The following is a 20,373-nucleotide window of genomic DNA, read 5'->3' on the forward strand; positions in this document are numbered from 1 at the left end:
GGTACCACCCGGCACACACCCACCAACCACCGGACACATCGTCCGGGCCGGCAGGCATACACGACCAAAGACCACAAACATATAGTACATTGGCACACTATTGAGTTCTCACACAACATCCGCACGCCGGATTCCGACCCGTTCTACCGGGCTTCTTTTCAGCGGCTGGAGATCTTACTGTAGTTGATCGTTTTCACTGTGTCAACTTCGTTTTAATCTCTCTGTCACTCTGAGCTTCTCGCGGTGTTCTCCGCGGCGCTCTCGGCGACCTCCATTAAGTTACCCATGTACCCCATCTTCACCAAATCGCCTGGTCAGATGGGGTATCTGGGCGTGCTATCCGTTAGCTGTTCACCTTCACGCCGGCGAAGTTCTTCTTTCCGCGGCGCAGAACGAGCCAGGATCCGTGCAGGAGATCATCCGCACCCGGCTCCCAGTCCTCGGACTCAATTCGCTCGTTGTTCACGTACGCGCCACCTTCCTTGATGGCACGACGGGCTGCTCCGCGGGAGTCGACGAGGCCGGCACCGACGAGCAGATCGACGATGGTGCGGTCGTCGCCGCCGTTGACTTCGAAGACCTCGGTCTCGGAGACAGCGGAGGCGAGGGTCTTCTCGTCCAGGTCAGCCAGCTCGGCACGGCCGAACAGTGCCTGGGACGCCAGCTCCACAGCTGCGGTGGCCTCCTCGCCGTGGACGAGGTTGGTCATCTCCCGTGCGAGGCGACGCTGCGCCTCACGGCGGAAGGGACGCTCCGCGACCTCGGTCTCCAGCTCCGCGAGCTCCTCGGCGGTGAGGAACGTGAACCAGCGGAGGTAACGGATGACATCGGCGTCGGAGGCGTTGATGAAGTACTGGTACCAGGTGTACGGGCTGGTCATCTCCGGGTCGAGCCAGAGGGAGCCGCCACCGGTGGACTTGCCGAACTTCTTGCCCTCGGAGTCGGTGACCAGCGGAACCGTCAGAGCGTGGACCGCCTCGCCGTCCATGCGTCGGTTGAGGTCCACGCCAGCGACGAGGTTGCCCCACTGGTCGCCGCCGCCGACCTGCAGGATGCAGTCGTAGTTGCGGCGCAGCTGGACGAAGTCGTTCGCCTGGAGCAGGACGTAGGAGAACTCCGTGTAGGAGATGCCGTCGGACTCGAGGCGGCGCTTGACCGTGTCGCGGGAGAGCATCGTGTTCAGCGGGAAATGCTTGCCGATGTCGCGGAGGAAGGAGATGACGCTGAGATCCTTCGTCCAGTCGTTGTTGTTGACCAGCAGCGCGGCGTTGTCGCCCTCGAAGGAGACGAAGCGGGAGAGCTGGCCGGAGATGCGCTCGGACCAGTCGGCGACGGTGTCGGCGGAGTTCATCGACCGCTCGCCGACGTCGCGGGGGTCACCGATCATGCCGGTGGCACCGCCGGCCAGGACGATCGGACGGTGGCCGGCCTGCTGGAAACGGCGGAGCATGAGCAGCGGGACCAGGTGGCCGGCGTGCAGGGACGGGCCGGTCGGGTCGAAACCGCAGTACAGGGTGATGGGACCTTCGTCGGTGACCTCACGCAGGGAGTCCAGGTCGGTGGACTGGTTGATGAGGTCGCGCCAGGTCAGCTCGTCAATGATGTTCATGTGTCTATCTCTGTCTATCTCGCAGTATCAGAAGTGGTGGGAAGGGGCAGGGCTACTCGGCGGCCGGCGGCCAGGGCGTCGCCTCGTCGATGAGCATCACGGGGATGCCGTCATCGATGCGGTAGGCGAGACCGAGTCGTTCGTTGACCAGGACCTCACGGTCCTTCATATAGGTCAGTGGGCCCTTGTCCTTCGGACAGGCGAGGACTTCCAGCAACTTCGGATCGAGACTCATGACTCAGTATCGTACCCGGGGCCCGGAAGCCGCCCGAACTGGATACGCAGTGCGCGGGTCTGGTCCTCCAGGTCGCGCAGGGTGTCGCTGACCACGGCCTCCCGGATCCGCTCCACCTCCTCCCGCAGGATCGTGAGCGATTCAGCGGTCTCCGTCACCGCCGTAGGGTGCGCCCGGTCGCTGATCGCCAGGTAGCGGTCGATGGTTCCCGGCAGATAGTCGTTGACGATCGTCTCGACGACGACGCGCTGCTCAGGGACGTCGGCAAGCCTGTCCCACGCGTCGAGGACATCCGTGAGGGCCCCCTTCAGCGCTGCCATGGAATCGATCACCGCGTGGGCGGGGCCGTTCGCGTAGAGCCCCCGCGACTCGTACTCGAGGCGGTCGAGCAGCTCCCGGGCACCGGGACGCTCAGGCGCCGCCGGCAGTTCCGGCTGCTGCGGGCTCGGGGTGAGAGCCACCCCGGCACCCCAGCCGGCCAGCGCGACCACCGGCCACAACACGCCGAGGCCGAGGACGAGATGGAGCCCGACGACGGCGGCGGCGACGAGCATGCCGACGAAGTTCTTCCGGGAACGGAAGAAGCTGGTGTCACTGGTATCCACGGATCTCCTTGAATGCTGCGTCGAGGTCTCCGTCGAGGGCGTCGAAGACCTTGCCACCGGTCAGGTCGGCGATGGCGGTCATCTCGTCGACGTTGGCCTCCCCGTAGAGGATGACGAACACGGGGATGTCGGCCGCCGGGCCGCTGAGACCGGCGTGGAAGGCCCGGAACTCATCGGGGCCGGCACCGGCGGTCACCTCGCCGTCGCTCATGAGCACGATCGACGGGATCGAGCCGGTCTCGGCATGGACGCTGCCGTAGGCCTCCATGAGGGCGGAGTAGATCGCGGTCGCCCCCTCGGCCACCAGCCCGTCGACCTCGCCGTTGAGCTGGTCGGCGGGGGCGGGGTCGGACGTCGAGAAGCGGAGGGAGAGCGGGGCGGCGGGGGCGTCCGCGAAGGGCAGCAGCGTGAGACGCTCGCGGTCGCGGAAGCCCACTCCCCCGGCGGCACCCTGCGCGGAACCGTCGATGAGCGAACGCATCGTGGCCTTGAGCAGGTCGAGCCGCTCACCCTCCATGGAACCTGAAGTGTCGAGGATGAAGACGGTGTCACCGGGTGTGCGCAGCTCATTGTGGAAGGCCGCGACCAGCTGGTCCGTGATGGTCCGGTTGGCAGGGAAGGGCAGCTCGATGAGCAGCGGGACATCCAGATCCGCAGGCAGATCAGCGTCCCGGTCGATGGGGCGACGGTAAGTGTCGGTGAGCACCTCCGGGCGGGCGAGGAGCCACTCACCCAGTGCCGCGACCTTCTCCCGGGCCTGCGGCTGGGCCGGGGCGACGAGCGTGGACAGCGGATAGTCCGCGGAGACCACGCCGTCCGCCGGGACGATGACGCTGACGTCCGGGCTCTGCTGCACGAGGGTGTGCAGGACGGACTCGTAGTTGATGAGGGCGTCAGCGCGCGAACGGTCCGCGAGCCAGGTGTCCGTGAGCCAGCCGGAGGACCCCGAGGTCAGCGTCTGCCCGGAGAAGAAGCCCTGCAGCTGCGGGGTGATCCGGTCGATGTCCGCGGAGGTGAGCGCGGAACCCGTGTCGGACAGTGCCGTGGCGACAGACACCAGCGCCGAGAAACCCGAGTTCGACGCCGAGGGGTCGGTCATGCCGAAGGTGACCTTCCCGTCGGCGGCGGCCTCGGCGATCTCCGCCCAGGTCGGCTGCCGCACGTCCCAGCCCAGTTCCGCGGCCTTCGCCCCGGTGATGCCGAACGCCACCGGGGAATGCCCGGTCGGCGTGCTGTCGGCCAGCTTCGAGGAGGCGCCGAGGATGTCGACGTAGCGGTTCGTGGCGAACCAGGTGGCGTCGTAGCGCTGGTCGAAGACGCCGTCGAGAAGCGACTGCGAGTTGTCCAGCGTGCCGGCCGGGAAGCTCAGCTCGATGGGGAAACCGAGGTCATCCGCGGCGTCGTCGATGACGGGCTGCAGATCCTCGAGCTCCGTGGCCGCGACGATCCGCAGCGGGGTGCCGTCAAAGTCAGTGCGCGGAGCACTGTCGACGACGGGCAGGCTGACACTGTCCCCGCAGGACACCAGCCCGAGGGAGAGGATGAGCGCCACCAGGGCGGAAAAGGTACGACGGGTCATTCTTCACTGTCCTCCGGAGGCTGGGGGCTGGAGTACCGGGCACCGACACCGGTGATGAGCTGCTCCAGGCGGTCATAGACGGGCGGGTCGACGGTCGCCAGGAACGTCGGGGGTTCACCGATGCCGTGGTCACCGAGCGTCGACACGAACAGCGCCGGATCGCCGGGGCGGAAACCATGCTCAGCAGCCAGGCGCTGCAGCTCAGGGTCTTCGGTGAGGGCCCGTCCCAGCTCGGCGCCGGCATCCGTGAGGGCCACGAGCATGTGGGTGGAGTTGATCGTCGGCTCCGGGTACGCCAGCTCCATGTCGTCACGGATCCGGGAGTCCCGCGCCATCTTCTCCCCGAGGAACTGCGCCTCGTAGGCCAGGACCATGGGGCGGGCGCCGATGCCCTGCGCGAGGTAGTCCGCGAAGGGGCCGGCGGACGTCGACTCCGTGTAGCCCTGCCCCACGAACAGCGGGCTGACGGCCTCGATGACCTCGGTGACCTGGGCGTCGGTGGTCACCACTCCCCCGTCCCGGACCACCCAGGACAGGATCGACAGGTACATGGCCGCCGAGTTCGAGGTGCGGATGTCCGTCGAGGAGATCTGCACCGTCCGCGGCGACGGGTACTCCGGGCCCAGGTCCCGCCAACGCTGCCCGCTGCCCGCCAGCTCCGCGTAACGCGCCATGTCGATCAGCCAGTGGCCGGCCTCCTGCCGGGCCACGCCCTCCCGTTCCAGCACCTCGAGGGTCGGGAGGAAGGTCGCCACCGCCATCGGCGAGTGGAAGGGGGTGAACACGCCCCGGTTGGCCACGCGGGAGACGATCTTCTCCCCCGCCGGCGTCGAGGACGGGAAGGCGAAGTCATGGGCGGACAGGTCGACGTCCGTCGCGATCCGACGCGAACCGGCGGTGTCCACCGCCACCTCGAGCCCGTGCCGCGCCAGTACCTTCCGGACCTCCGGGTCCTCGAAGAAGGCCCGCTTCTCCGAGCCGATGACACCGGTGATCTGACGCGTCTCGGTGCCCGCCCCCAGTCCCCCGAGAGCACTGATGCCCCCGAACGCCGGGACGCTCACCGTGCCCCGCCCCACGAGCGCCGCCGCCACCGCCAGAATCAACAGGATCAGGCCGATGACAACGGACAGTCCTCGGCCTGATCTGTTTTTCGCCTTACTCATGCACGAAGCTTAAGACGCTTCCTGCAGGTCGGCCACTCGAGCGGGATCTAACCCCTCACCGGGGTGGCCGCCCAGGTGTGGTGCTCACGGCTGGCTGCGGCCACCCGCTCGCGCTGCTCACCGACGCGCACGCCGGCTGTGCCGCCGCGCGTGGCACGGGAGGCGACGGCACCGTCGATGGTGAGGACCTCACGCACCGCGGGGGTCAGACGCTTGTCGACGCCCTGCAGCTCCTCGTCCGTGAGCTCATCCAGGCCGACGCCGCGCGCCTCCGCGATGCGGACGCACGCGCCGGAGGCCTCATGTGCCTCGCGGAACGGCACGCCCTCGCGGACCATCCACTCGGCGAGGTCGGTGGCCAGCGTGAAACCGGCCGGGGCCAGCTCCCGCATGCGGTCCTCGTGGAAGGTCAGCGTCGCGACCAGGCCGGTCATCGCCGGCAGCAGCAGGTTGAGCTGGGCCACCGAGTCGACGATGGGCTCCTTGTCCTCCTGCAGGTCACGGTTGTACGCCAGCGGCTGCGCCTTGAGGGTCGCCAGGAGACCTGCCAGGTTGCCGATGAGACGACCGGTCTTGCCGCGGGTCAGCTCCGCGACGTCCGGGTTCTTCTTCTGCGGCATGATCGACGAACCCGTCGACCAGGAGTCGGAGAGTGTGACGTAGCCGAACTCCGGGGTACACCAGGCGATGATCTCCTCCGCCAGGCGCGACATGTCGACCGCGATCTGGGCCAGCACGAAGGCCGTCTCAGAGGCGAAGTCACGCGAGGAGGTGGCGTCGATGGAGTTGTCGGCGGCCGAGTCGAAGCCCAGCTCCGCGGCGATAGCCTCCGGGTTGAGCTGCAGCGAGGAGCCCGCCAGGGCGCCCGAGCCATAAGGAGAGACGGCCAGACGCTTGTCCAGGTCACGGATGCGCTCGATGTCACGCAGCAGCGGCTGGGCGTGTGCCAGCAGCTGATGCGCGAGCAGCACCGGCTGCGCGGCCTGGAAGTGGGTCTTGCCCGGCATGATGGCGTCGGGGTGGGCGGCGGCCTGGTCGACGAGGGCGTCGACAAGCTCGGTGACGCCGATGGCGATGTCACGCACCGCATCACGCACCCACATGCGGAAGAGGGTGGCCACCTGGTCATTGCGGGAACGCCCCGCGCGCAGGCGACCGCCGACCTCCGGGCCGACACGGTCGATGAGACCGCGCTCCATCGCGCCGTGGACGTCCTCGTCCGACGGCTCCGGGCCGAAGGTGCCGTCCGCGACGTCGCGGCCCAGCTGGTCCAGGCCCTCGAGCATGGTGGCCAGGTCGGCGTCGGACAGCAGCCCCGCGGAGTGCAGGACCTTGGCGTGCGCCTTGGAGGCGAGGACGTCGTAGGGGGCGAGCACCCAGTCGAAGTGGGTGGACACGCTCAGGGCGAACATGGCCTCCGACGGGCCGCCGGAGAACCGGCCGCCCCAGAGGGCACCCTCGTTGGTGCCGTGCTTGTCGAGCTGTGCCATTTAGTTCTGCGCCTCGCGGTCACGCTTGTTGGCGATCTCGGAGGAGAGGCCGTGCAGCTTGACGAAGCCCTTCGCCATGGTCTGGTCGAAGGTGTCGCCGGTGTCGTAGGTCGCCAGGTTGAAGTCGTACAGGGAGTGGTTGGAACGACGGCCGTTGACGGTGATGGAACCGGCGTGCAGCACCAGGCGGATGTCGCCGGTGACGTGCTCCTGGGTGGACTCGATGAAGGCGTCGAGGGAGCGCTTCAGCGGGCCGAACCACAGGCCGTCGTAGACCTCCTCGGACCAGCGGGCGTCGACGAGACGCTTGTAGCGGGCGAGCTCACGCTCGAGGGTGACGTCCTCCATGGCCTCGTGGGCCTTGATGAGGATCATCGCACCCGGTGCCTCGTAGATCTCGCGGGACTTGATGCCGACGAGACGGTCCTCGACCATGTCCAGACGGCCGACGCCCTGGGCGCCACCGCGGCGGTTGAGCTCCTCGATGGCCTCGAGCATGGTGACCGGCTTGCCGTCGATGGCGACCGGCTTGCCCGCCTCGAAGGAGATGATGACCTCATCCGGGGCGTTGCCCAGGGTCGGCTCCTCGGTGTAGGCGTAGATGTCCTTGGTCGGGGCGTTCCACAGGTCCTCGAGGTAACCGGTCTCGATGGCGCGGCCCCACACGTTCTGGTCGATGGAGAACGGGGAGGAGGCGGACTGCTCGATCGGCAGGTCGATCTCCTCGGCGAAGGCGATGGCCTTGTCGCGGGTCCAGGCGTAGTCACGGGCCGGGGCGATGATCTCCAGGTCCGGGTTGGTGTCGCGGAAGCCGACCTCGAAGCGGACCTGGTCGTTGCCCTTGCCGGTGCAGCCGTGGGACACGTGGGTGCCACCGTGCTCCTTGGCGGCCTCGACGAGGTGCTTGACGATCAGCGGACGGGAGATCGCGGAGACCAGCGGGTACTGCTTCATGTACATGCCGTTGGCCTTGATGGTCGGCAGGCAGTACTCCTCGGCGAACTCGTCGCGGGCGTCGATCACGATGGACTCGACGGCACCGGAGTCGAGGGCGCGCTGGCGCACGGACTCCATGTCCTCGCCGCCCTGTCCGAGGTCGAGGGACACGGCGACGACCTCGCCGCCGGTCATCTTGGCCAGGTACGGGATGGCGACGGTGGTGTCGAGGCCGCCGGAGTAGGCGAGGACAACGCGTGCAGACATGTGGGTTTCTCCTTGGTCAATGAAATTTGGGAAGTATTGTGCGGGTTCCGGTATCCGAGGATACCGGGGGCTCATGAGCCGGTGAGCAGCTCCCCCAGCTCGCGTCCCGTCAGGGGTTCGCGGGCCAGGACGAAGATGGTGTCGTCGCCGGCGATGGAGCCCACGACCTCGTCGAGTCCGACGCGGTCGATGAAGCTCGCCAGGTACTGCGCCGCCCCGGGCGGGGTGCGCAGCACCGCGATGTTGGCCGAGTGGTCCACCGCGACGACCAGCTCATCGAGCATGCGTCGCAGCTTCTCCTTCGGCCCGGTCAGCTGCTCGGCGAGATGCTTCTCGACGTGCCCGACGACATAGAAGGCCCGCCCTTCATCGGGACGGATCTTCTTGGCGCCGAGTTCATCGAGATCCCTCGACAGGGTGGCCTGGGTGATGTCCACGCCTTCGTCGAGAAGCAGTTCGGAGAGCTGCACCTGGCTGGAGACCCGCGTCTTGGCGAGGATCTCCAGGATCTTGCCCTGCCGGGCCGTGCGGGAGACGGGGGCGGTCATTCCGGCTGGTTCTCCAGCAGCCAGACCATGAGGGCCTTCTGCGCGTGCAGACGGTTCTCGGCCTCGTCGAAGACACGCGACGCGGGGCCGTCGATGACCTCGGCGGTGACCTCGTTGCCGCGGTAGGCAGGCAGGCAGTGGAGGAAGATCGCGTCCTCGCCCGCCTGCTCCATGATCCCGGTGGTCACCTGGTACGGCAGGAACGGGGTGCGACGGTCCTTGCCGTCGGACTCCATGCCCATCGACACCCAGGTGTCGGTGATGACCACGTCCGCGCCGGCCACCTCGGCGACGTCCGCCGTGACGGTGACGGTCGCGCCGGTCTCCGCCGCCCGACGCTGCGCACGCTCGACGAACTCCGGCTTCGGCTGGAAACCCTCCGGCGCGATGATGGAGATGTCCATGCCGGCGGTGGCGAAGCCGATCATGTAGGAGTTGGCCATGTTGTTGTCACCGTCGCCCAGGTAGACGGCCTTCCGCCCCTTCAGCCCCGCCGGCCCCTGCTCCGGGCAGAGATTCTCGACACAGGTCTGCAGGTCGGCGAGGATCTGGCAGGGGTGCAGGTCGTCGGAGAGCGAGTTGATGACGGGCACGGTGGCGGTCTCCGTCATGTCGAGGAGATTCTGGTGCGCGAACGTGCGCCACACGATCATCTCCACGTAGCGCGACAGCACGGCGCCGGTGTCCTGGTAGGTCTCGCCCTTGCCCATCTGCGAGGAACCCGAGTCCACGACGATGGCGTGGCCGCCCAGGTGGGCGATGCCGGCGTCGAAGGAGAAGCGGGTGCGGGTGGAGGTCTTGTCGAAGAGCACCGCCACGGACAGCGGACCCTCCAGCGGGCGCTTCGACAGCGGGGCCTTCTTCAGCTCGGCGGCGAGCTCGAGGACCTCGGCCTGCTCGGCCGGAGTGAGGTCGTCGTCGGCGAGGAAGTGCCGCACGGTGGGGGTCGTCATGGTCAGTCCTCCTTGCTGAGGTCGTTGATGAGGGTGGCGAGCTTCTCGACGGCCGCGTCCATCTCCTCCTCGGAGATGATCAGCGGCGGGGTCAGGCGGATGACGTCGTCTGCCGGGGCGTTGAGGATCAGCCCGTGGTCGAAGCCCTGCTTGACGGCCTCCTTGGCCACCGGCTGCTCCAGGACCACACCGAGCATGAGGCCGCGACCGCGGACGAGCTCGACGCCCGGGATGGCGGTGAGCTTCTCTGCGAAGTAGGCGCCCTTGCGGGTGACCTCGGCGCAGAACTCCTCGTCGACGATGTCCAGGACGGCGTTGGCTGCGGCACACGCGATCGGGTTACCGCCGAAGGTGGTGCCGTGCGCGCCGGGCTGGAAGAGCTCGGCGGCCCGGCCGCGGGCGATGGTGGCACCGATCGGGATGCCGCCGCCGAGTCCCTTGGCCATGGTGATGACGTCCGGCAGCACGCCCTCATGCTGGAAGGCGAAGAAGTCGCCGGTACGGCCGACACCGGTCTGCACCTCGTCGGTGACCATGAGGATGCCGTGGGTGTCGCACAGGTCGCGGATGGCCCGCAGGAATCCGGCCGGGGCCGGGATGACGCCGGTCTCCCCCTGGACGGGCTCGAGGAAGATCGCCGCCACGTCGGACGGGTTGGTCTCGACGAGCTTGGTCAGGTACTCGATGTCGCCGTAGGGGTAGAACTCGACGCCGGTGGGCAGCGGCTCGAAGGCCTTGCGCTTGTCCGGCTGGCCGGTCAGCGCCAGGGAGCCCATGGTGCGGCCGTGGAAGCCGTTGACTGCTGCCAGGACGCGGGAGCGGCCGGTGAGTCGGGCGATCTTGAAGGCGGCCTCGTTCGCCTCACCGCCGGAGTTGCAGAAGAACACGCGGGCAGACTCGTCGCCGACACGCTCCTTGAGCGTGGTGGCGGCCTTCACCACCGGGGAGGTGGCGAAGAGGTTGGACACATGACCCAGCTGGGAGAGCTGGTGGGTGACGGCTTCGATGATCGCCGGGTGGGCATGGCCCAGGGCGTTGACGGCGATGCCGGCGAGCAGGTCGATGTGCACGCGGCCCTGGGAGTCCTCCACGGTGGCGCCCTTGCCGGAGACGAGCTCGACCGGCGGGGTGCCGTAGTTGTTCATGAGGACCTGGTTCCACTGGTTGAGGGAATCAGTCACTTGTCGGAGTCCTTCCTGAATACCGCGCCGGCGGGGTAGTCGCCGCGGTTGTAGTTGTCGGGCAGCACCATGGTGCCGATACCACCCATGGTGAGCAGCTCGAGGATGACGGCGTGTGCGATGCGGCCGTCGATGACGTGGGCCGCGGAGACGCCGCCCTGCACCGCCCGGAGGCAGGACTCCATCTTGGGGATCATGCCGGAGTCGAGCTTCGGCAGGATGGTCTCCAGTTCGGAGGTCATGATCTTCGACAGCAGGGAGTCGCGGTTCGGCCAGTCGGTGTACAGACCCTCGACGTTGGTGAGGATGAGCAGACGCTCCGCGCCGATGGCCTCGGCCAGTGCGCCAGCTGCGGTGTCGGCGTTGATGTTGTAGACCTCGCCGTCCTCGCCCGGGGCGATGGTGGAGACGACCGGGATGCGGCCGGCCTCGATGATGTCCATGAGGGCCGCCGGGTTGACGTCGACGATGTCGCCGACCAGTCCGATGTCGGTGGGTACTCCCCCGACGTCGACCAGGCGCTTCTGTGCGGTGAACAGTCCGGCGTCCTCGCCCGAGGTGCCGACGGCGTAGGGGCCGTGTGAGTTGATCAGTCCGACGAGGTCACGGCCGACCTGGCCGAAGAGCACCATGCGGACGATCTCCATGACCTCCGGGGTGGTCACGCGGAAACCGCCCTTGAACTCACCCTCCAGGCCGACGCGCTTGAGCATGTTGGAGATCTGGGGGCCGCCGCCGTGGACGACGACCGGCTTGGCGCCGACGGTGCGGAGGAAGACCATGTCGGCGGCGAAGGCCGCCTTCAGGTCATCGTCGACCATGGCGTTGCCGCCGTACTTGACCACGACGATCTTGTCGCGGAAGTGCTGCAGCCAGGGCAGGGCCTCGGCGAGCACGTGTGCACGCGCCTCGTTGCTGAGCTTTTTCAGTGCTTCCATGTCGGGTTCCTAGGAGGAGTAGGCGGAGTTGATGTGGACGTAATCGTGGCTGAGGTCCGTGGTGCGGACCGTCGCGCGGCCGGGGCCGTCGGTGCCGAGGTGGACCAGGACGTCGATGTCCGCGCCGGAGAGGTCGACCTCGCGGGCGTTCGGCGTGCCCGTGGTGTTCTCGCACACGGCCTGGCCGTTGAAGTACACGGAGATACGCTCCGGGTCCATGTCTGCGTCGGCCATGCCGACGGCCGCGAGAACGCGACCCCAGTTCGGGTCGGAGCCGAACATCGCGCACTTGAACAGGTTGTCGCGGGCCAGGGTGCGGGCCGCGTTGACGGCCTGGTCATCGGAGCCGGTGCCCTCGACGGTGACGGTGACACGCTTGGTCACGCCCTCCGCGTCGGCCTGCATCTGGCGTGCGATGTCCTCGCTCGCCTCGAGAACCGCTGCGTTGAGCTCCTCCTGGCTCGGGGTGACACCCGAGGCACCGGAGGCGAGCAGGAAGACGGTGTCGTTGGTGGAGGTGGAGCCGTCGATGTCGAGGGTGTCGAAGGTGACCTTCGAGGCGGCCCGCAGGGCCTCGTCGAGCATCTCCGGGGTGGCGGAGGCGTCGGTGGTCAGGCAGACGAGCATGGTCGCGAGGGACGGGCTCATCATTCCGACGCCCTTACCCATGCCTCCCAGAGTCCAGCCCTCGCCCTTGATCAGGGTCTCCTTGCGCACCAGGTCGGTGGTCATGATGGCTTCCGCTGCGGCACCACCGTGGTCACCCAGTGCCGGGACGAGCTTCTCGATGCCCGCGTGCAGCTTGTCCATGGGCAGGAGTTCACCGATCAGTCCGGTCGAGCAGACGCCGACGTCGGTGGCCTGCGCGCCCAGCAGCTCCGCGACCTGCTCCACGGAAGCCCGGGCGTCCTTGTCGCCCTGCACACCGTTGCAGGCGTTGGCGTTGCCGGCGTTGAAGAGCACGGCGCGGATCTGACCGTCCTTGACCGCCTCACGGGAGATCTTCACCGGGGAGGCGACGACGCGGTTGCGGGTGAACACCGCAGCGGCGTGGTACTCGGGGCCGTTGTTGACCACGAGGGCCATGTCGGGGTTGCCCGAGGTCTTGATGCCTGCGGTGAGGGCGGCAGCGGTGAATCCTGCCGGGGCGGTGATGCCGGTGGTGCTCATTGAAGTGACTTTCCGGGAGGTGGTGGGTGTGTGATCAGGGGGCGACAGCGGCCATGGGCAGGCCGGCGGTCTCGTCGAGGCCGAGGGCCAGGTTCATGCACTGGACGGCAGCGCCGCCGGTGCCCTTGGTGAGGTTGTCGATGGCGGCGGTCATGAGCAGCACTCCGGCACGCTCATCGACCTCGACCTGCAGGTGGCACATGTTGGTGCCGACCACGTTCTGCGTCTCCGGCTGCTGCCCCTCAGGCAGCAGGTGCACGAAGGGCTCGTCGGCGTAGAAGGCGCGGTAGGTCTCGTAGGCCGCCTGCGCGGTGACGCCCTCCTTCAGCGGCGCGGTGATGGTGGTGAGGATGCCGCGCGGCAGCGGTGCGAGCACCGGGGTGAAGGAGACCGAGACCTCGTCATCGGTGACCTCGGAGAGGTTCTGGATGACCTCCGGGGTGTGACGGTGCCTGCCCGCGGTGTTATAGGCACGCAGGTTGCCCATGACCTCGGACCCCAGCAGCCCGACAGCGGCCTTCTTGCCTGCACCGGAGACACCGGTGATGGAGACGATGGCCAGGTCCGGGACGATGAGTCCGCCCGCGACAGCGGGGAGGGCGGCGAGCGTCGCGCCCGTCGGGAAGCAGCCGGGCACCGCGACGCGCTTCGCACCCTGCAGCTCCTCCCGGTGACCCGGCAGCTCCGGGATGCCGTAGGGCCAGGTGCCGGCGTGCTCGGAGCCGTAGTAGTGCTCCCACTCCCCTGCCTCCCTGAGACGGAAGTCAGCGGCGCAGTCGATCACCACCGTGTCCGGATGGGACTCCGCCAGCGCCTGCCCGATGGGGCCGGAATGGCCGTGCGGCAGCGCGAGGAAGACGACGTCATGCCCCGCGAGATTCTCCGGGGTGGTGTCCTCGATGACGCGGTCAGCCAGCTGCGGCAGGTGCGGCATGAGGTCCGCCACCTGCTGGCCCGCGGAGGAACCGGCGGTCAGGGCACCGATCTCCAGGTCACCGGAGACATGGGAAGGGTGCCCGAGCAGGAGGCGGAGGATCTCCCCGCCCGCGTAGCCCGTGGCACCAGCGACTGCAACCTTGAATGTCATGAGGGAGAGTGTAACACTTTATGCAGTCAGATGAAAAGTATGCAGTGAAAAATAGTATGAGACCCTCTCCCGCCACCACGACATGGCCGGGAAGAGGGTCAGCGGAGTCAGGAGCTGAGCTGCGAGCTCATCACGGTGGGGTTGTTGCCCAGGGTGCCCGGTCCCGCATAGGCGACGTAGTTGAGGGATCCGGAGAGCACGTGCAGGCCACCGAAGGGATCGGCGAACACGGTGATGCCGTGGGCGTTGCCCAGCTGTCCGGGTCCGAGGGCCTGCTTCGGGCCGGTGAGACCCTGGTTCCAGCAGCCGACGACACCCCGGCCGCCGGGGCTGACGGTCACGGCCGGGATCTTCTCCTCCGGCGGGTTGCATTCCGGCATGGTCCCGCGGGCGCCGTCACTGACACAGATGACGGACGGGCCGGCATCCGACATGACGACATCGCAGCGGACGTCGCCTGCGGCGTTGGTGAACTGGACATCGCCCTCCGCAGCGGATGCGGAGGGGCTGCCACCGAGGAGCACGGCGGCCGAGAGGACGGGGACAGAAAGAAGGGTCAGGGCACGACGTGAGATGGTCATGCCCTGACCCTACAAACTTTCCGCTGTCTAGGCGCGCATTTCGGCGCCGAACCTCTCCTTCGCCAGCTCGGCGGCGGCGAGGCGACGCTCGTTGGCCTCCTCGTCGGTGAGCGTGCGGTCACCGGCGCGGAAGAGCAGGGAGAAGGCGAGCGACTTGCGGCCCTCGCCGAGGTGCTCCGAACGGTAGACGTCGAAAAGCTCGACCTCCTCCAGCAGGTCACCGGCACCCTCGGCGACGACGCGGCGGACGTCCTCGGCCGGGACGGACTCGTCGACGACCAGGGCGATGTCCTGGTGCAGGGCCGGGTAGGAGGACAGCACCGGGGCCGGGAAGTTCTCGGTCAGCGGCAGGGCCGTGAGGTCGAGTTCCATGGCGCAGGTGCGGGCCGGCAGGCCGAGTGCCTCGAGGATCTGCGGGTGCAGCTCGCCGGCGTGGCCGACGACCTCCCCGTCGACCATGAGCGCGGCACAGCGGCCCGGGTGCCAGGGCAGGTGCTCCACGGACTGCAGGTCGAGTTCGACGTCGGCGGCGCGGGCGACCACGCGGGCGGACTCGATCGCGTCGGCCCAGGTGTAGTCACGGCCCTCACCCCAGGGACCCTCGTACTCGATCTGGCCGGTGGCCACGGTGGCCACGTGCAGCGGCTGGTACGGGAGGGAATCGACGAGCTCGGTGATCTCGGCGTCGGAGGGCTTCCGGGCCACGGACGGCATCGGCGAGCGGTCCGCACGGGCGAACGCGACCTGCTGGAGGCCGAAGAGGGCGACGTCGTTACGCCCGCGGGCGACGTTGCGCACGACGGCGTCGAGCATGGTCGGCAGCAGCGTGGTGCCCAGGAGGGCGCGGTCAGCCTCGAGCGGGTTCTGCACCTTGACGGCGTTGCGGCGCTCGTCATCAGCGGACAGGCCCCACACGTCGAAGGTGTCGTTGGCGATGAACGGGCTGGGCAGGATCTCCGCGTAGCCGTTGTAGGCCAGGGCGTGCTCGACGGCGCGGCGGCGGCGCTGCGCCGGGGTGAGGCCGCGGCCCCCGACCGGGGTCGGCAGGACCAGCGGGATGGCCTCCAGGCCCTCGAGGCGCAGGACCTCCTCGACCAGGTCGGCCGGGATGGTCAGGTCGCCGCGCCAGGTCGGCGGGGTGACCTCGAGGTTCTCGCCGGAGGTGACGACCGTGCAGCCGACCTCCTCGAGGCGGGAGATGACGGTCTCGCGGGAGTAGTCGACGCCGGCGAGTTCCGAGGGGTGCGAGGCGGGCATGGTGATGGTCGGCATCGCGGGGACGTCACCGACGATGGTGCGCTCGGCGGCGATCGAACCACCGGCGATGTCGACGAGCAGCGCGCAGGCCATGTCGAGGGCGACCTCGACGACGGCCGGGTCGACGCCGCGCTCGAAGCGTCGGGAGGCCTCCGAGGTGAGCTTGTGGCGGCGCGAGGTGCGCGCGACGGTCAGCGGGTCCCAGGTGGCGGCCTCGAAGTAGACGTCGGTGGTGTCGTCGGCGATCTCGGAGCGGGTGCCGCCCATGACACCGGCCAGGGACTGGATGCCGGTCTCGTCGCAGATGACCACGTCGGAGGCGTCGAGGGTGCGCTCGACGTGGTCGAGGGTCTCGAACTTCTCCCCTGCCTCAGCGTTGCGCACGAGCAGGCCGCCGGTGATCTTCGCGGCGTCGAAGGCGTGCATCGGCTGGCCGAGCAGCAGCATGACGTAGTTGGTCACGTCGGTGGCGGCGTTGACCGGGCGCTGGCCGGAGAGCATGAGCTCACGCTGCAGCCAGAACGGGGACTCCGCCTGCGGGTCGATGCCGGTGACCTTGCGCAGACCGAAGCGGACGGTCTTCGTCTCCGGGCGGACGTCGATGTCCAGGAGCTCACCGGAGGCGGCCGGCACGCCGGACAGGTCGATCCCCGCAACCGAAGGCTCCGCAGCCACGTCGGTGAACTGCAGGTCGAAGGCGGAGGCCAGCTCGCGGCTCAGGCCGCGGGCGGAGAGGGCGTAGCCGCGGTCCGGGGTGACGTTGACGTCGAAGACGGTGTCGGCCAGGCCGAGTGCCTCGCGGGCGTCCTCGCCCGGCTGACCGTAGGACGGGTCGAAGGTCTGGATGCCGGCGGACTTGTCGGTGAAGCCCAGCTCCGCGGCGGAGCAGATCATGCCGTCGGAGATGTGGTCGTAGGTCTTGCGCGCGGAGATCGCGAAGTTGCCCGGCAGCACGGCACCCGGCAGCGCGACGACGACGGTGTCGCCCTCGACGAAGTTGGTGGCGCCGCAGACGATGCCCTGCAGCTCGCCGGTGCCGTTGGCGTCGCCGACGTCAACCTGGCAGTAGCGGATGGGCTTCTTGAACTCGGTGAGTTCCTTGATGTCCTTGACCACGCCGAACACCAGCGGGCCGGTGGTCTCGGGGATGGGCTCGTAGCCCTCGGTCTCGAAACCGACGCGGACGTAGCCGGCGTCGAGCTCCTCGGCGGTGACGCCGAAGGACGGGTTGTCGTGGCGCAGCAGTCCGGTGACCCAGTTCTGTGCAAGCAGCATTGTTTCTGTTCCTCTCTAGAACCGGGGGTTACTTCTGGATGCCGAACGGCAGGGTGAAACGGACGTCGCCCTCGACCATGTCGCGCATGTCGGCCAGCCCGTTGCGGAACTGGAGGGTGCGCTCGAGGCCCATGCCGAAGGCGAAGCCGGTGTAGACGTCCGGGTCCACGCCCACCGCGCGCAGCACGTTCGGGTGGACCATGCCGCAGCCGCCCCACTCGATCCAGCCGGCGCCGCCCTTCTTGTTCGGGAACCACACGTCGACCTCGGCGGAGGGCTCGGTGAAGGGGAAGTAGTTGGAGCGCATGCGCGTCTTCGTCTCCGGGCCGAAGAGCGTCTTGGCCAGGTGGTCGAGGGTGCCGCGCAGGTGGGCCATGGTCAGGCCCTTGTCGACAGCCAGTCCCTCCACCTGGTGGAACACCGGGGTGTGGGTGGCGTCGAGCTCATCGGTGCGGAACACACGGCCCGGGCAGGCGATGTAGAGCGGGACGTCGCGGTCGAACATGGAGCGGACCTGCACCGGGGAGGTGTGGGTGCGCAGCACCTGGAGGGAGTCCTCGGCGCCGACGTGGAAGGTGTCCTGCAGGGTGCGGGCCGGGTGGTCCGGGAGGAAGTTGAGGGAGTCGAAGTTGAAGTACTCGGCCTCGATCTCCGGGCCGTCCTCGATCTCCCAGCCCATGCCGAGGAAGATGTCGGAGATGGTCTCCATGAGCGAGGTGATCGGGTGCAGCGCACCGACCTGCTCACGGGTGGTGGGGACGGTGACGTCAACCTTCTCGGCCTTGAGCTGCTCCGCGCGCTGCTTGACCTCGAGCTCCGCCAGGACCTCGGCGTAGTGCTTCTCGACGCGCCCGCGCGCCATGTTCACCAGGCGGCCGGCGTCCTTGCGCTGATCCTTGGGCAGGGTGCCGAGGGAGCGGCGGGCCTGCGGGATCGGGGCGTCGTCGCCGAGATGGTCGCGGCGTGCGACGGCGAGCTCCTCCAGGCTGGTCGCGGAGTCAAACGCAGCGACAGCCTGGTCCGCGGCAGCGTTGAGCCCCGCCTCGGTCAGTTCAATTTCCGGAGTGTCAGACACGTGGCCTTACCCTTTTCACGATCGGCGCTAAATTCAGACCTGTACAGCATACCTACGTCAGTCGCGTGCACGCGCCTGGGCCTTGGCGGACTCGTAGAGGCAGATCGACGCCGCAGTCGCCAGGTTGAGGGATTCCGCGCGCCCCCGGATCGGGATGCGCACCCGGTGGTCCGCCAGGCCCAGCAGCTCCTCCCCCAGCCCGTGGGCCTCGTTGCCGAACAGCCACGCGGTCGGCTTCGTCAGCAGCTCCTCCGCGTTGTCGAGCTCGACCTCGCCGTCGGCGGCGGTGGCCAGGATCTGCAGGCCGGCCGAGCGCAGCTGGCCGAGGACGTCCTTGACGTTGGTGTTGCGGGCCACCGGCAGGTGGAACAGTGAGCCGGCGGACGCCCGCGCGGCCTTGCTGGACTGCGGGTCGGTGGTCTCACCGGCGAAGACGACGGCGTCGGCGCCCATGGCGTCGGCGACACGGATGAGCGTGCCGGCGTTGCCGGGTTCGGAGGTCTCCACCGGCACGGACACCAGACGCGGGCGTCCGCGCAGCGCCTTGCCGACGGTCCACAGCACCGGCTCGCACACCGCGAAGATGCCGGTGGTGGTCACCGTGTCAGACAGCGACTTCGCGGCCCGGTCGGTGATCGGGTGGACGTACACGCCCATGTGGCCGCAGGTAATGAGGATCTCCTCGAAGCGGCGGGCCGCCTGCTCGGTGACGAACACGTCCCGGGCCGCACCCGTCGCCACGGCGGCCTCGACCGCGTTCTCCCCCTCCACGATGAACTGGTTGGCTTTCCGACGCCCCGCCGTCCGCTGCAGCTTCGCCGCATTGACGACGCGGGGGGTGCGCTCTGTGAAGGGGTCAGTGAAATCGAGAGTCATGGATCCAACGCTAGCAACACCGCCGGCCCCGTGAACTTAAGCCAGCGGCACACCGTTGGAGTCGGTGGCCATGCTTCCGCTGCGCATGAGCAGCATGATCAGGTCGATGAACGCCCACACACCGACGATCGCGATGAAGAGCAGGCCGATGATGAGGATGGCGGTGACCCAGCCGACGATGCTGAGCACGAGCTGCGCGACGCCCCGACCGGTGTACCCGAGGTAGAAGTTGTGCACACCGAGCGTGCCCAGGAAGAACGCCAGCAGGACAGCGACGATCCAGGACTTCGCCGGCCCCTGCGGGTAGGGCATGCCGTACATCGGCTGCGGCATCCCGTACTGCGGCTGCGCAAACTGCGGCTGCGCATGGACCTGAGGTGCCTGCGGGGTCGCCCAGGTGGGATTGTGCGGCGCGACGGGAAGTCCGTCGTTGTCGTACTGCTGGTGGGGGTTCTGACCGAAGGGATTGGTCATCGTGGGAATCCTCTGACGTGCGGAAGCCAACGTTTGTTAGCCGCAGAAAACATTATCACTCTGACAGCAGATTTTCAGGTCCCTCCATGCAAGGGCCCCGGAATCACCGAAGCCCCGCCGGGGATTCCGGCGGGGCGTCGGGAAGCAACTTTAGGCAGCGGCGACCGGGGCGTTGACGTCCTCCGGCAGAGCGGCCTTGGCAGCCTCGCAGAGAGCGGAGAAGGCAGCGAAGTCGCTGACGGCCAGCTCGGCGAGGATCTTGCGGTCGACATCGATCTCAGCCAGGCGCAGGCCGTGGATGAGACGGTTGTAGGTGATGTCGTTCATGCGAGCGGCAGCGTTGATGCGCTGGATCCACAGCTTGCGGAACTCCGACTTGCGAGCGCGACGGTCGCGGTAGGAGTAGGTCATGGAGTGCAGCCACTGCTCCTTGGCCTTACGGTAAAGGCGGGAGCGCTGGCCGCGGTAGCCCTTGGCGGACTTCAGGATTGCGCGACGCTTCTTCTTGGCGTTGACGGACCGCTTGACACGTGCCACGGTGATACTTCCTTAAACGATTTCGGGGTGTGGGGTGGAGAGGCGGCTTGTCTTAAGCCTTGCCGAGGAGGCGCTTCATGCGCTTGACGTCGGCCGGGGCCACGTCGACGGTGCCCTTCAGACGACGGGTACGGGTGGACGGCTTGCCCTCCAGGAGGTGGCGACGGCCGGCCTGCTCGCGGCGCAGCTTGCCGGAGCCGGTGATCTTCACGCGCTTGGCGGTGCCCTTGTGGGTCTTCTGCTTCATGAGAATTAAGTCCTTAAATCCCGGTTGGAACGGTGTCTACTTCTTGCCCTTGCGGAGCGGTCCGATCACCATGGTCATGTTGCGGCCGTCCTGCTTGGCGCGCGTCTCGACGATGCCGTAGTCCTTGACATCCTCTGCCAGACGCTCCAGGAGTCGGAAACCGAGCTCCGGACGCGACTGCTCACGACCGCGGAACATGATGGTCACCTTGACCTTGGATCCCTTCTCCAGGAAGCGGATCACGTTGCCCTTTTTCGTCTCGTAATCGTGGTCGTCGATCTTGGGAC

Annotated in this window: 20 protein-coding genes and 1 pseudogene; all 21 read right to left on the minus strand. The window is 68.0% G+C overall.

The annotated features are described in order from the left end of the window. Positions 1–343 precede the first annotated feature (343 nt). Positions 344–1,609 carry a tyrosine--tRNA ligase gene (gene tyrS, locus GXZ33_RS10630; protein WP_291341007.1) on the minus strand — a complete coding sequence of 422 codons (1,266 nt, stop codon included), beginning with the start codon at positions 1,607–1,609 and terminating at the stop codon, positions 344–346. Between the two features lie 52 nt (positions 1,610–1,661). Continuing rightward, the gene (locus tag GXZ33_RS10635; RefSeq protein ID WP_291341008.1) at positions 1,662–1,844 is read right to left on the minus strand and encodes a Trm112 family protein; all 183 of its coding nucleotides are present in this window, start codon (positions 1,842–1,844) and stop codon (positions 1,662–1,664) included. Continuing rightward, entirely contained in the window at positions 1,841–2,449 is a 609-nt protein-coding gene (locus tag GXZ33_RS10640) for a hypothetical protein (RefSeq protein WP_291341009.1), read from the minus strand. Before GXZ33_RS10640 ends, GXZ33_RS10635 begins: the two co-directional genes overlap by 4 nt. Further along, positions 2,436–4,028, minus strand: coding sequence for a VWA domain-containing protein (locus GXZ33_RS10645; protein ID WP_291341010.1), 1,593 nt, complete (start codon positions 4,026–4,028; stop codon positions 2,436–2,438). The genes GXZ33_RS10640 and GXZ33_RS10645 overlap by 14 nt, the downstream gene beginning before the upstream one ends. Continuing rightward, positions 4,025–5,194, minus strand: coding sequence for a hypothetical protein (locus GXZ33_RS10650; protein ID WP_291341011.1), 1,170 nt, complete (start codon positions 5,192–5,194; stop codon positions 4,025–4,027). The genes GXZ33_RS10645 and GXZ33_RS10650 overlap by 4 nt, the downstream gene beginning before the upstream one ends. Before the next feature lie 47 nt (positions 5,195–5,241). Next, positions 5,242–6,684, minus strand: coding sequence for an argininosuccinate lyase (argH, locus tag GXZ33_RS10655; protein ID WP_291341012.1), 1,443 nt, complete (start codon positions 6,682–6,684; stop codon positions 5,242–5,244). After that, the gene (locus GXZ33_RS10660) at positions 6,685–7,887 is read right to left on the minus strand and encodes an argininosuccinate synthase (RefSeq protein WP_291341013.1); all 1,203 of its coding nucleotides are present in this window, start codon (positions 7,885–7,887) and stop codon (positions 6,685–6,687) included. It lies immediately after the preceding gene. A 71-nt stretch (positions 7,888–7,958) separates the two neighbouring features. Then, entirely contained in the window at positions 7,959–8,435 is a 477-nt protein-coding gene (locus tag GXZ33_RS10665) for an arginine repressor (protein WP_291341014.1), read from the minus strand. Next, a complete protein-coding gene (argF, locus tag GXZ33_RS10670; protein WP_291341015.1) occupies positions 8,432–9,388 on the minus strand; it encodes an ornithine carbamoyltransferase in 957 nt (318 codons plus the stop codon). The genes GXZ33_RS10665 and argF overlap by 4 nt, the downstream gene beginning before the upstream one ends. A 2-nt stretch (positions 9,389–9,390) precedes the next feature. Next, positions 9,391–10,569 (minus strand): acetylornithine transaminase, encoded by a 1,179-nt coding sequence (locus GXZ33_RS10675; RefSeq protein ID WP_291341016.1) that lies wholly within the window; start codon positions 10,567–10,569, stop codon positions 9,391–9,393. Then, positions 10,566–11,507, minus strand: a complete 942-nt coding sequence (gene argB / locus GXZ33_RS10680; protein ID WP_291341017.1) for an acetylglutamate kinase — start codon at positions 11,505–11,507, stop codon at positions 10,566–10,568. Before argB ends, GXZ33_RS10675 begins: the two co-directional genes overlap by 4 nt. Positions 11,508–11,516: 9 nt before the next feature. Continuing rightward, positions 11,517–12,677, minus strand: a complete 1,161-nt coding sequence (gene argJ / locus GXZ33_RS10685; RefSeq protein WP_291341018.1) for a bifunctional glutamate N-acetyltransferase/amino-acid acetyltransferase ArgJ — start codon at positions 12,675–12,677, stop codon at positions 11,517–11,519. A 34-nt stretch (positions 12,678–12,711) separates the two neighbouring features. Continuing rightward, the gene (argC, locus tag GXZ33_RS10690) at positions 12,712–13,764 is read right to left on the minus strand and encodes an N-acetyl-gamma-glutamyl-phosphate reductase (protein ID WP_291341019.1); all 1,053 of its coding nucleotides are present in this window, start codon (positions 13,762–13,764) and stop codon (positions 12,712–12,714) included. A gap of 107 nt (positions 13,765–13,871) precedes the next feature. After that, a complete protein-coding gene (locus tag GXZ33_RS10695) occupies positions 13,872–14,345 on the minus strand; it encodes a hypothetical protein (protein ID WP_291341020.1) in 474 nt (157 codons plus the stop codon). A 27-nt stretch (positions 14,346–14,372) separates the two neighbouring features. Continuing rightward, positions 14,373–16,877: a phenylalanine--tRNA ligase subunit beta gene (pheT, locus tag GXZ33_RS10700; protein ID WP_291341021.1), complete on the minus strand. Its 2,505-nt coding sequence runs from the start codon at positions 16,875–16,877 to the stop codon at positions 14,373–14,375. A 28-nt stretch (positions 16,878–16,905) separates the two neighbouring features. After that, positions 16,906–17,952: a phenylalanine--tRNA ligase subunit alpha gene (pheS, locus tag GXZ33_RS10705; RefSeq protein WP_291341022.1), complete on the minus strand. Its 1,047-nt coding sequence runs from the start codon at positions 17,950–17,952 to the stop codon at positions 16,906–16,908. Positions 17,953–18,009: 57 nt separating this feature from the next. Beyond that, positions 18,010–18,828 carry an RNA methyltransferase gene (locus GXZ33_RS10710; protein WP_291341023.1) on the minus strand — a complete coding sequence of 273 codons (819 nt, stop codon included), beginning with the start codon at positions 18,826–18,828 and terminating at the stop codon, positions 18,010–18,012. A gap of 36 nt (positions 18,829–18,864) precedes the next feature. After that, positions 18,865–19,302, minus strand: coding sequence for a TM2 domain-containing protein (locus GXZ33_RS10715; RefSeq protein WP_291341024.1), 438 nt, complete (start codon positions 19,300–19,302; stop codon positions 18,865–18,867). A 150-nt stretch (positions 19,303–19,452) separates the two neighbouring features. Continuing rightward, entirely contained in the window at positions 19,453–19,839 is a 387-nt protein-coding gene (gene rplT / locus GXZ33_RS10720; protein WP_040085756.1) for a 50S ribosomal protein L20, read from the minus strand. Positions 19,840–19,891: 52 nt separating this feature from the next. Further along, positions 19,892–20,086: a 50S ribosomal protein L35 gene (gene rpmI, locus GXZ33_RS10725; RefSeq protein ID WP_040085755.1), complete on the minus strand. Its 195-nt coding sequence runs from the start codon at positions 20,084–20,086 to the stop codon at positions 19,892–19,894. Between the two features lie 5 nt (positions 20,087–20,091). Beyond that, positions 20,092–20,373 (minus strand): annotated as a pseudogene (gene infC, locus GXZ33_RS10730) (translation initiation factor IF-3); the annotation flags it as partial.

It is taken from the genome of Corynebacterium sp. (genome assembly GCF_012838985.1).
Classification (GTDB): Bacteria; Actinomycetota; Actinomycetes; order Mycobacteriales; family Mycobacteriaceae; genus Corynebacterium.

Excerpts from the sequence above, each read along its gene's own strand:
- tyrS (WP_291341007.1), bottom strand. The coding sequence starts at position 1,609 with ATGAACATCATTGACGAGCTGACCTGGCGCGACCTCATCAACCAGTCC.
- GXZ33_RS10635 (WP_291341008.1), bottom strand. The coding sequence starts at position 1,844 with ATGAGTCTCGATCCGAAGTTGCTGGAAGTCCTCGCCTGTCCGAAGGAC.
- GXZ33_RS10645 (WP_291341010.1), bottom strand. The coding sequence starts at position 4,028 with ATGACCCGTCGTACCTTTTCCGCCCTGGTGGCGCTCATCCTCTCCCTC.
- GXZ33_RS10650 (WP_291341011.1), bottom strand. The coding sequence starts at position 5,194 with ATGAGTAAGGCGAAAAACAGATCAGGCCGAGGACTGTCCGTTGTCATC.
- argH (WP_291341012.1), bottom strand. The coding sequence starts at position 6,684 with ATGGCACAGCTCGACAAGCACGGCACCAACGAGGGTGCCCTCTGGGGC.
- GXZ33_RS10660 (WP_291341013.1), bottom strand. The coding sequence starts at position 7,887 with ATGTCTGCACGCGTTGTCCTCGCCTACTCCGGCGGCCTCGACACCACC.
- GXZ33_RS10665 (WP_291341014.1), bottom strand. The coding sequence starts at position 8,435 with ATGACCGCCCCCGTCTCCCGCACGGCCCGGCAGGGCAAGATCCTGGAG.
- argF (WP_291341015.1), bottom strand. The coding sequence starts at position 9,388 with ATGACGACCCCCACCGTGCGGCACTTCCTCGCCGACGACGACCTCACT.
- argB (WP_291341017.1), bottom strand. The coding sequence starts at position 11,507 with ATGGAAGCACTGAAAAAGCTCAGCAACGAGGCGCGTGCACACGTGCTC.
- argJ (WP_291341018.1), bottom strand. The coding sequence starts at position 12,677 with ATGAGCACCACCGGCATCACCGCCCCGGCAGGATTCACCGCTGCCGCC.
- argC (WP_291341019.1), bottom strand. The coding sequence starts at position 13,764 with ATGACATTCAAGGTTGCAGTCGCTGGTGCCACGGGCTACGCGGGCGGG.
- GXZ33_RS10695 (WP_291341020.1), bottom strand. The coding sequence starts at position 14,345 with ATGACCATCTCACGTCGTGCCCTGACCCTTCTTTCTGTCCCCGTCCTC.
- pheT (WP_291341021.1), bottom strand. The coding sequence starts at position 16,877 with ATGCTGCTTGCACAGAACTGGGTCACCGGACTGCTGCGCCACGACAAC.
- GXZ33_RS10710 (WP_291341023.1), bottom strand. The coding sequence starts at position 18,828 with ATGACTCTCGATTTCACTGACCCCTTCACAGAGCGCACCCCCCGCGTC.
- GXZ33_RS10715 (WP_291341024.1), bottom strand. The coding sequence starts at position 19,302 with ATGACCAATCCCTTCGGTCAGAACCCCCACCAGCAGTACGACAACGAC.
- rpmI (WP_040085755.1), bottom strand. The coding sequence starts at position 20,086 with ATGAAGCAGAAGACCCACAAGGGCACCGCCAAGCGCGTGAAGATCACC.